This window comes from Agathobaculum sp. NTUH-O15-33 (assembly GCF_033193315.1).
In the GTDB taxonomy this organism is placed as follows: Bacteria; Bacillota; Clostridia; order Oscillospirales; family Butyricicoccaceae; genus Agathobaculum; species Agathobaculum faecihominis_A.
In genome coordinates this window covers 462,186-473,834 of the sequence record NZ_CP136187.1, presented here as the reverse complement: position 1 = coordinate 473,834, position 11,649 = coordinate 462,186, and the positions used below count along the sequence as shown (strand labels likewise).

General features: G+C 57.3%; 13 protein-coding genes and 1 pseudogene. 9 read left to right on the top strand and 5 right to left on the bottom strand.

Annotated elements, in window-relative coordinates; genetic code table 11:
• Nucleotides 1–32: 32 nt before the first annotated feature.
• A pseudogene (locus tag RWV98_RS02420) lies at nt 33–290 on the bottom strand (alpha/beta hydrolase); the annotation flags it as partial.
• Between the two features lie 415 nt (nt 291–705).
• Between RWV98_RS02420 and RWV98_RS02415 the strand changes: the two are divergent.
• The 9 genes from RWV98_RS02415 (at nt 706) to RWV98_RS02375 (ending at nt 7,060) form a co-directional block, all read left to right on the top strand.
• Nucleotides 706–1,497 carry an HAD-IIA family hydrolase gene (locus RWV98_RS02415; protein WP_280961685.1) on the top strand — a complete coding sequence of 264 codons (792 nt, stop codon included), beginning with the start codon at nt 706–708 and terminating at the stop codon, nt 1,495–1,497.
• A 202-nt stretch (nt 1,498–1,699) separates the two neighbouring features.
• A complete protein-coding gene (locus RWV98_RS02410) occupies nt 1,700–2,704 on the top strand; it encodes an alpha/beta hydrolase family protein (protein ID WP_317863520.1) in 1,005 nt (334 codons plus the stop codon).
• A 151-nt stretch (nt 2,705–2,855) separates the two neighbouring features.
• Entirely contained in the window at nt 2,856–3,335 is a 480-nt protein-coding gene (locus RWV98_RS02405) for a Na+/H+ antiporter subunit E (protein WP_317863518.1), read from the top strand.
• The gene (locus RWV98_RS02400) at nt 3,332–3,586 is read left to right on the top strand and encodes a monovalent cation/H+ antiporter complex subunit F (RefSeq protein ID WP_280961682.1); all 255 of its coding nucleotides are present in this window, start codon (nt 3,332–3,334) and stop codon (nt 3,584–3,586) included. The genes RWV98_RS02405 and RWV98_RS02400 overlap by 4 nt, the downstream gene beginning before the upstream one ends.
• Nucleotides 3,586–3,888: a monovalent cation/H(+) antiporter subunit G gene (locus RWV98_RS02395; RefSeq protein ID WP_317863516.1), complete on the top strand. Its 303-nt coding sequence runs from the start codon at nt 3,586–3,588 to the stop codon at nt 3,886–3,888. Before RWV98_RS02400 ends, RWV98_RS02395 begins: the two co-directional genes overlap by 1 nt.
• On the top strand, nt 3,878–4,426 hold the full coding sequence (locus tag RWV98_RS02390; RefSeq protein ID WP_317863514.1) for a Na(+)/H(+) antiporter subunit B: 549 nt from the start codon (nt 3,878–3,880) through the stop codon (nt 4,424–4,426). The genes RWV98_RS02395 and RWV98_RS02390 overlap by 11 nt, the downstream gene beginning before the upstream one ends.
• Nucleotides 4,423–5,115 carry an MnhB domain-containing protein gene (locus tag RWV98_RS02385; RefSeq protein ID WP_280961679.1) on the top strand — a complete coding sequence of 231 codons (693 nt, stop codon included), beginning with the start codon at nt 4,423–4,425 and terminating at the stop codon, nt 5,113–5,115. The genes RWV98_RS02390 and RWV98_RS02385 overlap by 4 nt, the downstream gene beginning before the upstream one ends.
• Nucleotides 5,112–5,471, top strand: a complete 360-nt coding sequence (locus tag RWV98_RS02380) for a cation:proton antiporter subunit C (RefSeq protein ID WP_317863512.1) — start codon at nt 5,112–5,114, stop codon at nt 5,469–5,471. Before RWV98_RS02385 ends, RWV98_RS02380 begins: the two co-directional genes overlap by 4 nt.
• Complete coding sequence (locus RWV98_RS02375) at nt 5,471–7,060, top strand: complex I subunit 5 family protein (RefSeq protein WP_280961677.1); 1,590 nt, start codon at nt 5,471–5,473, stop codon at nt 7,058–7,060. Before RWV98_RS02380 ends, RWV98_RS02375 begins: the two co-directional genes overlap by 1 nt.
• Nucleotides 7,061–7,346: 286 nt before the next feature.
• Here the strand turns inward: RWV98_RS02375 and RWV98_RS02370 are convergent, their stop codons facing one another.
• The 4 genes from RWV98_RS02370 to RWV98_RS02355 form a co-directional block, all read right to left on the bottom strand.
• Nucleotides 7,347–7,808: a phosphate-starvation-inducible PsiE family protein gene (locus RWV98_RS02370; RefSeq protein ID WP_280961676.1), complete on the bottom strand. Its 462-nt coding sequence runs from the start codon at nt 7,806–7,808 to the stop codon at nt 7,347–7,349.
• Between the two features lie 109 nt (nt 7,809–7,917).
• Complete coding sequence (locus RWV98_RS02365; RefSeq protein WP_317863509.1) at nt 7,918–9,324, bottom strand: sodium-dependent transporter; 1,407 nt, start codon at nt 9,322–9,324, stop codon at nt 7,918–7,920.
• 147 nt (nt 9,325–9,471) lie between these two features.
• Complete coding sequence (locus RWV98_RS02360; RefSeq protein WP_317863508.1) at nt 9,472–11,115, bottom strand: tryptophanase; 1,644 nt, start codon at nt 11,113–11,115, stop codon at nt 9,472–9,474.
• A gap of 148 nt (nt 11,116–11,263) precedes the next feature.
• Complete coding sequence (locus tag RWV98_RS02355) at nt 11,264–11,641, bottom strand: RidA family protein (protein ID WP_317863507.1); 378 nt, start codon at nt 11,639–11,641, stop codon at nt 11,264–11,266.
• Nucleotides 11,642–11,649: the final 8 nt, after the last annotated feature.

Sequence of the window (11,649 nt, the reverse complement as noted above, 5' to 3'; positions counted from 1 at the left end):
CGGCAGCCCGTCCGCTTGGCCAAATTACGGCACACGGTGTTGTAGGTATCTACATTTTCCAGCACCCAGCCGCCGCCGTGGAAAAAGAGCAGCAACCGGTTATCTGTCTGCACCTTGGGCGTGTAGATGCGCACGCGCACCTCGTGCCCGTCCCGCTCGATCTTTTTGTCCCATAGCTGGTACAGCGGCGAAAGCGGCGCGCTCAATCCGCGAAGCACCCGCTCGACCTTATAGGTTTTGCTCAGGTCGATTGAAGCCGGATAGGACAGCGCCCGCAAAGCGGTGCGCATTGCCTTGTTAATGGCCATATTATTTGTGCTCCGTTCTTTTTTAATGTTCTTAGTATACCACGGCGGCAGGTATTTGAACGGGCTTTTTCTATTCCTAAGCGCCGTTGGCGGCCTTACTAATTTAATCCGGATATAATAGCCGCTTTACGGCTATTGTACCACAGCGGCAAGCAATTCCGAAGAGTTAAAACGCACCTAAGCGCCGCTGATGGTATAATTAATTTAATCAAAGTATAATAGGCGCTTTACGGCTATTATACCACGAATACCCGTTTCACGCCATAGCGTCTACCGCTTCACGGAAATTTTACGTTTTCTTGCCTTTCTTCTCTTGACGGCGGCGCAATTTTTTCCGATAATGGAAGCAGTGAGCGGAATACTACTCATGATATCATACAGAGGAGAATTATTATATATGAATGGATTGTTAGAAGAGCTGCGCGCAAAAAAGGGCTTTATGTGCGACATGGACGGCGTCATCTATCACGGCAACCGGCTGCTGGACGGCGTGACCGATTTTGTCGATTGGCTGCAGCGGGAAAACAAAAGTTTTCTGTTTCTGACCAACTCTTCCGAGCGCTCTCCGCGCGAATTGCAGCAAAAGCTTGCCCGCATGGGATTGGAGATCGGCGAGGAGCATTTTTACACCTCGGCGCTTGCTACGGCGAAATTCGTGGCCAGCCAAAAGCCGGGCGCATCGGCTTATATCATCGGCGCGCCCGGGCTGGTCGGCGCGCTGTATGAAGCCGGCATCGTCATGAACGATGTCGATCCCGATTACGTCATCTGCGGCGAGACCTCGAACTATAACTACCAGACGATTCTCAAGGCGGTCAGCTTGGTAAACGGCGGCGCTCGCCTGATCGCGACCAACTCAGACCTGACCGGCCCCTCGGAGGACGGGATCATCCCCGCCTGCCGCGCGCTCGTATCACCGATCGAGCTGGCGACAGGCAAGCCCGCCTACTTCGTCGGCAAGCCAAACCCGTTGATGATGCGTACAGGCCTTCGCCTGCTGGGCGTGCATTCGCACGAGGCCGCCATGGTGGGCGACCGTATGGATACCGACATTGTCGCGGGTATGGAGACCGGCCTTGATACCGTTCTGGTGCTTTCGGGCTGCACCACGCGCGCGGAAGTTGAAAACTATGCCTATCGCCCGCACCATATCTTGAACGGCGTGGGCGACATCCCGCCCGAAGCGTAAGCATTCTACCCAACCAGCATCCATGCATTCTGTAATATTCGCCAAAAAGGCGTTGTCGAATTGACAACGCCTTTTTATGGTGCTATATTTATTTCAAGGCCTATAATATGGGTTGAATTTTTGTGTTGACACAAAACGATTCGCCCAGTCGCTTCCCGCGGAAAGCGCTATCACCCATTCGCCATATGAAAAGGAGATAGCGATGCAAAAGAAAAAACTGACTGCCCTGCTGTTGACACTCGCCCTCTGTCTCTCCATGGCCGCATGCGGCGGCCCTTCCCCCTCCGCCGACGGGGGCGACCCGGCAACCCCGGCGCCCGTAGTCATCGACGCGGTCGATACGTACGCCGCCATTCCTTCCAGCCGCGACGCTTCTGTCGAAATTCCAATCGGTGTGACCGTACCGGCGCACGCTGAAGGAAAAACCTGCCCTGTAGCCGTGCTTGTTCACGGTTTTCTTGGTTCCAAAGACGAAGAATTCGGCTTTTTTGCCAATGGCACGGACGAGACCTATCCTTACGAAAGCATGGCGGATCAACTGCTTTCGCTTGGCATCGGCACCATCCGTATCGATCAGCCGGGCTCCGGTGAATCGGGGGATGATTTCCGCAACTATACGCTGGATAACTGCGTTTCCGACGTGCAGGATGCTTACGACTATTGTATGGAAACCTATGATTTCGACGCAAACCGCGCCGCCATGATCGGCTGGAGCATGGGCGGCAAGGTCGGCCCTAAATTTGTTTCCCAAAACAGCAACATCTCCACGATGGTGCTGCTCAACCCCGCCGCGGATAACGGCGCGACCTCGCTGCTTACCGCCGCCGGGGCCGCGCTTGATTGGGAAACGCTGAACGCGGCCGCGCAGGCGAATGGCGAAGTCTTTAACGAGACCGCTTCCGGTTTTGTAGGGCGCGAACTCACCATGTCCAAAGCCTTTTTTGATCAGGTGAATTCCTCCAAGACCGGCGACGAACTGACCGCCTTTATTCAAAACGGCGGCCACGGCCTGATGATCTACGGAGATCAGGACAGCGTAATTAATCCGGTGACCTACCAGTGGGTGATCGAGCATTCCGGCATGGCATATCTCTGCGTGCCGGGCATGGATCACGATCTTGGTCTGGAAAGCGACCGGCCTGATTATACCCGCATCGTGCTCGACGCGGCGGTTTCCTATACCTACCGGTATTTGACGGCCGCATAAAGCTTAATCGTTTGCTTGTTCCATGGCACGCCGCAGGCATTTATGCCGCGGCGTGCCATTTCTCTTGAATTTTCTTGCGGTTTATCTATCCTTTTTCCCCCTTGCTATGCTATAATTTTGTTACCAAACTTTATAGAAGGAGAGAAATCCGATGCGCATACGCATGACACATCTCTTATGCGCCGGCGCCGGCGCGATCGTCTTTTCCATCCTGCTCGAGCGGCTGTGCCTTGGCGGCGTGGCGACCGGCGCTGTCGCTGGGCTGCTTTTTGCCGCTGCCGTTCGTCCCATTGGCAAAGCGGCTGTACTGCCGCTGCATGGGCTGTCGCTGCTGCGCTACGGCGCGCTGCTTCTTGCCGATATGGCGGCGGCGACCGCGCGGCAAATGCGCGCCGTGCTGCGTCCCCACCTCTTTCAGGCCGCTATTTTGCACCTGCGTCCCGCAGCGAACGAGCAAGGCCGCGTGCTCGTTGCAAACAGCATCACGCTCACGCCGGGCACCGTGACCTTGGAGGAAAACGAAACGGAATACGCCGTACTGTGCGCCGACCCACCCGCGCAACCGGAAGCCCGGCAGGACGTGGCCGCCCATTTTGAAAAGCGGCTGCCGAAAAAGGGGGGGCGGTCATGATTCTTTTTGCCCTTGGCTTCATTTTGGCCTGCATGCTCGTGTGCTTTGTTTTGCTCGTTCGCGCGCGGGAAGCGTTTTCCCGCGTGCTGTTTCTCGGCCTAGAATCCGCTCTGATCGTAGCCGCGATCGTGCTGTGGGCGGCCCATACGGGCGAAAGCATGTACCTTGACGTGGCGCTCGCCTTCGCACTGCTCGGGTTTATGGATGTGCAGTTCTACGCCGTCTATCTGCGCCGGAAGGGGGATCTTTGATGCTGCTGCTTGGCAATCTGGTCCTTGCCCTCGGCCTAGTCATCATCGCCTGCGGCATGATCGGGCTGATCCGCGCAAGAGGTTTTTACCGCCGCCTGCTCGCGGGCGCGCTGGTCGATACGGCGGGCCTGCTCGTCCTGCTGCTTGGCGTGCTGCTCCGTCAGGGCTTAACGCCGTTTTCTCTTAAAATAGCGCTGCTGATGGGCGCGGTATTGTTGACCGCCCCGCTGATTACCCATAAGCTTGGCCGCTCCGCTTACCTTTCGGGCCACCGCGAGGAGGTGCAAGAGCATGTCGAATAGCCTGCCGCTGTATGTGGTGCTTGGGCTGATGGTCGCCGCCGCCGTGCTTACCGTGATCACCGACCGCCTGCTTTCCGCCGTGGTGTTCGCGGGGGCGCTTTCCGCCTTTGCCGCGCTGGGCTATTTGCTGCTGGGCGCGCCCGATGTGGCGCTTGCCGAGATCGTGGTGGGCGCGACGCTTTCCACCGTGATCTTTTTGGTAACGCTGAAAAAGTACCGTATTTTTACCGTCTACCTGACCGGACCGGGTGAGCCGGACGGCGACGCGCGCATTTCCGGGGCGATCAGTCGCGCCTTGAAGACGCGCGAACTGGAGCCGCATATGCTGCGCGCACAGGAAGATGCCGCCGCGCTCCTTTCCCGCCCCGGCTGCGATCTTGTGGTGGAGCAGGACGGCAACGCGATTGTACTGCACCGCGAGGAAAGCAGCCAATATGTAAAAGAGATCTTCGCGTCGCTGGAAGCCGAAGGCTTTTCGGTCTCCCTGCAAGACAGCCTTGCGCAAAGCGCGACGGATTACAGGGAGGGCCGCGCATGACGCAGAGAAAGATCGGCCTCCTATTCATCCTGCTGGTGGGCGGCGGCCTGTTCGCGGGATATTTTCTGATGGGCGCGCCCGGCCCCTCTCCCCTGTTCGACGCGGTGTTTTCGCGCGGCCTAACTGAAACCGGCGCGGAAAATCTCGTCGCCGCCATTTATCTCGATTACCGTTTGTTTGATACGCTGCTAGAAGCGCTGCTGCTGCTCGTATCGGTCATCGGCGTATCGCAATTTGGCAGCCTATCGGGCAGTGAGCGGGTGCATCCGAACATCGCGTCCTCCGGCGCGCCAAGGCATGACGGCGCGTCGCGCATCATGATCGGTTCGCTCGGCCCTGTGTATCTGCTGATCGCGCTGGCGGGCGTTTATACGGTCGTCACCGGTATGGACGGCCCGGGCGGCGGCTTTCAGGGCGGCGCTATTCTGGCCGCGATCGTGATCAGCGCGCATTTTGCGGAGGGACGGCAGCTGCTTCGCCTGCAAACCGGCGCGCGGCTGGAAAAGCTGATGTACGCCCTCATCCTGATTACCGGCATGGTGTTTCTTGCGTCAAGCGGCGGCTGGAGCTACCGGCAGCACCGCTTATATCTGCTGATCATCAATGTTTTGATTGGCGCCAAGGTATTTTCCGGGCTATCTATGATCTATCTGCACTTTATGGCAGGCGAAACGGAGGACGAAGCATGAATTTTAACCCGGTCGAGATCACAGGTCTGCTCCTGTTCCTCATAGGGCTTTACGGCCTTGTCGCGCGCCGCAACATCGTCAAAACGCTGCTTTCGCTCGGCGTGATGGATGTTGGCGTTATCACGTTTTTCCTCGGCGTGCGTTTTCAGCCCGGTTCGCGCCCGCCCATCGGCGAAAGCGCCGCGCAGGCCATGACGGCCGACCCCGTGCCGCAGGCGCTGATGATCACCGCCATCGTGATCGGCATCGCGGTTACGGCGGCCGCGCTGATGATGTTTTCGGCGCTTTACCACCGCTACGGTTCGACCAACTGGCGCACGGTACATAAAATCCGCAGGGAGGAACGGAGGCGCTGATGGAATTATATCTTTTGATCGTACTGCCTATTTTCACCTCGCTGCTGCTGTACCTCATCCCCCACAAGATAACGACTTATCTGTCCACCTTGGTATACGGCGCGGTGCTGCTTGTCACGCTGCACCTGTTCTACCGCGTGCGTTTTCTCGGACAAACGGTCTCCACGCATCAAGGCGGCGGTTTTCTCGGCATCACGCTCTATTGCGACCTGATCGCCGCCGTATTTCTTGTGCTGGTAGCGTTTTTATTCCTGTGCATGTTCCTGTTCACCAGCGTGCGCGAACGCACCAGCAAGCTGTATTCGTTTCTGTTTACCGTTCTGGAAGGCCTGATCATGCTGATCTTCCTTTCGCGCGATCTGTTCAACATCTATGTCGCGGTGGAGGTATCGGCGATCGTCTGCGCCATTTTGATCATGTTCAAGCGCGAGAGCCGGTCGATCAACGACGGCCTTGTCTACCTGTTGACCAATATCACCGGCATGCTGTTTTTCTTACTCGGCATCGGCATGCTGTACCGCCAGACCGGCGTTTTGGATTTTGACGGCATCGCCGCCGCGCTGACGGTTTGCGACCCAAAAACGCTTGTGCTGCCGTTCGCTCTGCTGATGACGGGCACCGCGCTAAAGTGCGCGCTGTTTCCCATGCACTTTTGGCTGCCGCTCGCGCACGGTACGCCGGGCGCGCCGACCGCGGTCTCCGCTATTTTGTCCGGCATTTACATCAAAAGCGGCGTTTATCTGTTTCTCCGCATGCAGGGCCTGTTTTCGCCCGTCGTCGACTGCGCGCCGTTCTTCTTCTGGGCGGGCGTTATTACCTCGGTCGCGGGCATTTGCATGGCGGTTTGCCAAAGCGACTGCAAGCTGATTCTGGCCTATCACACTGTCTCGCAGATCGGTATGATCATTGCCGGGCTGTGCTACCCGAACGAAACCGTGCAGGCGGGCGCAATGCTGCACATCATGAACCACGCGCTGTTTAAATCGCTTCTGTTCCTCGCCACGGGCATGCTGATCGCGCGGTACCGCACGCGCAATATCTACGAGATACGCGGCGTGATGCGCAGCGCCCCGCTCGCCGGGGTGGCCATTATCGCGGGCATACTCGGCATAACGGGCGCGCCCTTTTTCAACGGCAGCATCTCCAAATACTTTCTCGCGCAGACCGATACGACGCTTGCCAGCATCTGCTTTCTGATCATCAATTTCGGCACCATCCTTTCCTTTGTCAAATTCGGGCGCGTACTGTTTGGCCCGAAACGCGATATTGATTTTCGGTACGACTTTTGGTCGACCGCAGTCGTGGTCACGCTCAGCGCGCTCTGCTTGCTGACCGGCATATTCGCCGCGCCGCTGCTGAGTCTTGTTCTGGATTCTCCCCTTTCCATCAGCGTATCGGGCTATGTGACCAAAACGCTCATTTGGGCGGCCAGTTTCGTGCTGGCGGATCTTGTATACCGCAAGTTGATCAGCCGGTCCGCACGGCTGAAAGCCGGTATTGATCTCACGCTCGATTTCAACGGTATCGCACTGTGCACGGGCGGCAGCTTCCTGATTCTTCTCGCGGCGTCGCTGGTCGCCGTGCAATAATAAAAAACACTGCCTTGCGGCAGTGTTTTTCAGACTATAGACAAGGTCTCTCGCCGCAGCACGCATAGAATGGAAAATGGAGCGAAGCGACGTAAAATTCGTTTTTTCGGGGGCGTGTACCTCGAAAAAACACCTCGACCCGCGCCATCGGGCGCGTAACCCGGGGGTATCGAGACCGGTTTCTCCGGAACTGGTCGAGTATCTAGGGGGCATTGGATGCCCCCTAGACAGCGTGTCGACAAAGTCGACACGCTGAAATACACTGCCCCAAGGCAGTGTATTTTTATTATTGCGTTTCTTCCTTTTCATACGGCTTGTCCGGCTCGAAGACCTGTGCGCGGATTGCCGCTTCGACTTCGCGCTTGGTTTGGCGCTTGTCGATCTGGGAAATGTACAAATACTTGCGGATGACGAACAAAATGCCGACCGCCAAAACAGCCAGCAGGTTTTCCAGCGGCGCGGTATGCTCGACGATCATCTGCCGCGCCACAGCAAGCAGCATAACGTCCACCACGGAATCGATCGTATAGCTGGTGATCATTTTGACCAGCTCGATACCGATGATGATCAGGCAGGCATCCGACAAGCGGGCCTGTAAATAGTCCGGGTTTTCCAGCAGCAGCCCAAAGTCCGTGGAAAAGAGAATGCCGACGCCCGAGATCACGCAGGCCAGCAGGATGATGACGCCCAGTCCGATCTCGATCACGGTCACCGCGCCGTTGATTTTGTCACGCAGGTTAGCGTTCATAGTACTCTCCTTTTTTGCGATTTTCCGCCCACGCCAAAGGGAATCGCCCGCAGTCTCCGATAGGCTGCGGGCGATGCGTGGGAAAGGGGGGATGGGATAGTTTTTTAGATCAGCCGATGCCGCCGTATTTTGCGCCCAAAATCAGCGCGAGCAGTGCAAGCGGCACATAGATGTACTTACCAAGCGGATAGAACCAACTGCCGATAGGCTTCTTCGCGCCCTCGTTGACAGAACCCAGCGCCGATTCTTTCTTGAGCACCCAGAAGAACATGATGCCGGCCAGCATTGCGCCCAGCGGGCAGATATAGATCGAAACGACGTCCATCCACTGCGAGGTCCAAGGCTGGATGCTGAGGGAAACGATCGCGCCGATGATACCGATCCCTCCGACCGCCGCCAGACGGTTGAACTTCAGCTTTTCCTGCAGGAAGGCGACCGGCGCCTCATACAGGTTGACGATGGACGACACGCCCGCGAACAGCACGCAGATAAAGAAGATCATGCCGATGATACGGCCGCCGGGCATCGCGTTAAAGACGTTGACCAGATAGACGAACATCAGGCCGGGGCCGCCGGATACTTCGCTGATCCCCGAACCCAGAACAGACGCCATGGCCGGGATGATAACGAAGGCCGCAAGCAGCGCCGCCAGCGTATCGAATATCGCGACGTTACGCGCGGAGTTCGGGATATCCTCTTTCTTACTCAGGTAAGAGCCATAGATGACCGAACCATTGCCCGCGACGGATAGCGAGAAGAACGCCTGACCGAACGCGAACACCCAAACCTGCGGATTGAGCAAACCGCCCGGGCTTAACGTAAAGATGTACTTATAGCCCTCGGACGAGCCGGGCAGCGTGGCGATGTAAATGCCGAGCGCGAGGAACAGGAAGAACAAAACAGGCATCATAATCTTGTTGGCCTTCTCAATGCCGCCCGCAACGCCAAGCGCCATAATGGCCAGCGAAGCAACCAGACCAACGAGCTGCCAAACGCCGTTGCCAATTCCGAAGAAGCCGTTCGACGCCATCATGCCGATGGCCTCGCCCAAGTGCTCCGCTTCCGGCGCGGTCGCGCCGAACGCGCCGCCGATCGCGCCCATATCGGTGCCCAGACCGAACAAGCCGCCTGAAATGGACAAAAACGTATACTTGAAGATCCAGCCTAAAACGACCGTGTAGCCGATGGCCAGCATCAGCGCACCGATGATCGGGATCGCGCCGATCAGCTCGCCCGAACCCTTCTTGCCCGTGCGCTCCTCGGTGCACATGCCAAACGCGCCTACCGGGCCCGCCGCCGCGCGGCGGCCAAGGGCGAATTCCTCCATAACGCCGGAGGACGCGATCAGTACGACGAAAATAAAATACGGGATCAAGAATGTCAAACCGCCGAATTTCTGCACCATGATCGGGAAACGCCAGATATTGCCCATGCCTACTGCGGAGCCGATACAGGCCAGAATAAAGCCCCACTTGCTTTTAAAGCCGTCGCGGCTGGTAGTGGTCTCGTTACTCATATGTAGTCACACCCCTTTTTTCTCTTTCAAACCCGAAAAAAACGTCCGCGGAACTCTTTACTTTTCCGCGGACGTTTTCCAATCATTCTTCCTGCGCACTTTCCACGCGGCGCAGGTTACGCACAGATTGTTCCGTCTGCCGGTTGATTACTTTTCCTCGTTCGGGTAGGGCTCCAAAAATGCGTGGAAGTGACGCATCGGCAGATTGTGGCCCCATACGATACGGATGTTCGGAATGCTCTCGCGGTCCTCGTAAAGCGCCTTGACCGCGGCGATTACATAGTCCAAATGCTCCTTGGTCAAACGGCTGCGGTCGATCGCGAAGCGAACCACGTTGGCCAGCTCGGCCTGCTGCTCCGGCGTCTTGAGGTCATACTCCATGGAGTAGTCGCCCAATTCTGCGGTGCGGATACCGTAGCGGCGGATCAGCTCGATGCTGAAGCCCTGCCCGCAGAATGTGTCGTGGCCGCGCTTGCCGTCGAAGAACTCATCCATATTGATGTATACGGCGTGGCCGCCCGCGGGAATGACAACGCCCTTGACGCCGGCATTGTAGAAGCCCTCGGCCAAATAGTTGCACTGCTCCACGCGCTCGCTCATGTAGTTATAGTCGCAGCTCTCGTACAGGCCGACAGCCAGCGCCATGATATCGCGGCCGGACATGCCGCCGTAGGAATCGTTGCCGTAGCAGGAGATCTGCTTGACCTTGAGCAGAACGCCAACGTCGGTCTTGATCGAGCCGTCCTCGTTGAAGTCGGAGAATTTCTTCCAGAACAGGCCCTTGTCGCGGAAGGCCAGCATACCGCCCATGTTGGCGTGGCCGTCCTTCTTGGCAGACATGCTGAACGCGTCGCAGTAGGAGAACATCTCGGTCGCGATCTCGGCGATGGATTTATCGGCGTAGCCTTCTTCATTCATCTTGATGAAGTAGCAGTTTTCCGCCCAACGGGCAACGTCGAATACCAGCGGGATGTCGTACTTATGGGCAACGCGGTTGATCTCGCGGATGTTGGCCATGGAAACGGCCTGACCGCAGATGGGGTTGTTGGTGATGCAGGTAAAGATCAGAGGCACGTTCTCCGGGCCGCAGGTCTGGATCAGCTGTTCGAGCTTTTCGATATCCATGTTGCCCTTGAAGGGGTTCTTCTCGTACTTGCCGCCTTCGGGTACTTCGTACAGCAGTTCCTTGTTGTACAGGTTGCGCGGGATAGAGCCCATCTGCTTGATATTGCCTTCGGTGGTGTCAAAGTGTCCGTTGGACGGGATGGTGAACACCTTGCCCGGATAGCGCTGGGCGAGGATCTTCTTGACGATCTCCATCAGAACGGACTCCGCCGCGCGGCCCTGCTGAATGATGAAAGCGTTGGGGCGTTCCATCTGCGCGGCGCCGCCGTTGAACAGGCCGCCTTCGTACTCGCAGAGATAAACCTCATCCATCATCTTTTCCACATCGCGGCAATCGGTGCGGACCAAATCGATAATCTTCTTCCAGTTCTTCTCGCCGCCGCGCTCGAAGATGTCGCGGAAGGTGTCCAGCAGTACATAGTAGCCGGTGTTGCGGCCATAGGCCTCGTCGCCTAAAAACAGCGACGCCCACTGCTGGTTGGTCATGGCGGTGGTGCCGGAATCGGACAGCATATCGATAGTCAGCATCCCGGAGGGGAAGGCAAACTCATTATAATGGGTGGCTTTCAGTGCGCGCTCGCGCTGCTCGACCGTGACGTCGGGAAGGTCGCGGACCGCAAATGTAAAATGGTGCGGGGCGGGAACGCTCAACGGATACTCTTTCATACTATGTTACCTCCATATTTGGCGCTTTTGCGCCTTCATTAATTTGGAGATACCCCGGTCATCGGTCGCCGGTTTTTGACTTCCGGCTGATGCGACTGGCGGACAGTACCTTTGACTAAGGAAAACCGGCTGGGGCCACCGCCCCGCCTTACAGAGCCACGATCGCTTCGATCTCTACCAGCGCGTCCTTAGGCAGACGCGCGACCTCGACCGCCGAGCGGGCCGGGAAACCGCCCTCGCCGAAGAAGGTGGCGTACACCTCGTTCATAGCGGCAAAATTGTTCATGTCGCTAAGAAAAACCGTGGTTTTTATCACACGGTCCATGCCGACGCCCGCTTCAGCCAATATGGCCTTTACGTTCATGAGCGACTGACGGGTCTGCTCCGCGATACCCTCCGGAAAAGCTCCGGTTTTGGGGTCGATCGGCAGCTGGCCCGAGGTGATCAGCAGGCCTGCCGTGGAAACTGCCTGCGAGTACGGGCCGATCGCCGCCGGCGCTCGATCCGTAGCAATTACATTTTTCATTCGTTCCC

Excerpts from the sequence above, each read along its gene's own strand:
- RWV98_RS02415 (WP_280961685.1), top strand. The coding sequence starts at position 706 with ATGAATGGATTGTTAGAAGAGCTGCGCGCAAAAAAGGGCTTTATGTGC.
- RWV98_RS02410 (WP_317863520.1), top strand. The coding sequence starts at position 1,700 with ATGCAAAAGAAAAAACTGACTGCCCTGCTGTTGACACTCGCCCTCTGT.
- RWV98_RS02405 (WP_317863518.1), top strand. The coding sequence starts at position 2,856 with ATGCGCATACGCATGACACATCTCTTATGCGCCGGCGCCGGCGCGATC.
- RWV98_RS02400 (WP_280961682.1), top strand. The coding sequence starts at position 3,332 with ATGATTCTTTTTGCCCTTGGCTTCATTTTGGCCTGCATGCTCGTGTGC.
- RWV98_RS02395 (WP_317863516.1), top strand. The coding sequence starts at position 3,586 with ATGCTGCTGCTTGGCAATCTGGTCCTTGCCCTCGGCCTAGTCATCATC.
- RWV98_RS02390 (WP_317863514.1), top strand. The coding sequence starts at position 3,878 with ATGTCGAATAGCCTGCCGCTGTATGTGGTGCTTGGGCTGATGGTCGCC.
- RWV98_RS02385 (WP_280961679.1), top strand. The coding sequence starts at position 4,423 with ATGACGCAGAGAAAGATCGGCCTCCTATTCATCCTGCTGGTGGGCGGC.
- RWV98_RS02380 (WP_317863512.1), top strand. The coding sequence starts at position 5,112 with ATGAATTTTAACCCGGTCGAGATCACAGGTCTGCTCCTGTTCCTCATA.
- RWV98_RS02375 (WP_280961677.1), top strand. The coding sequence starts at position 5,471 with ATGGAATTATATCTTTTGATCGTACTGCCTATTTTCACCTCGCTGCTG.
- RWV98_RS02370 (WP_280961676.1), bottom strand. The coding sequence starts at position 7,808 with ATGAACGCTAACCTGCGTGACAAAATCAACGGCGCGGTGACCGTGATC.
- RWV98_RS02365 (WP_317863509.1), bottom strand. The coding sequence starts at position 9,324 with ATGAGTAACGAGACCACTACCAGCCGCGACGGCTTTAAAAGCAAGTGG.
- RWV98_RS02360 (WP_317863508.1), bottom strand. The coding sequence starts at position 11,115 with ATGAAAGAGTATCCGTTGAGCGTTCCCGCCCCGCACCATTTTACATTT.
- RWV98_RS02355 (WP_317863507.1), bottom strand. The coding sequence starts at position 11,641 with ATGAAAAATGTAATTGCTACGGATCGAGCGCCGGCGGCGATCGGCCCG.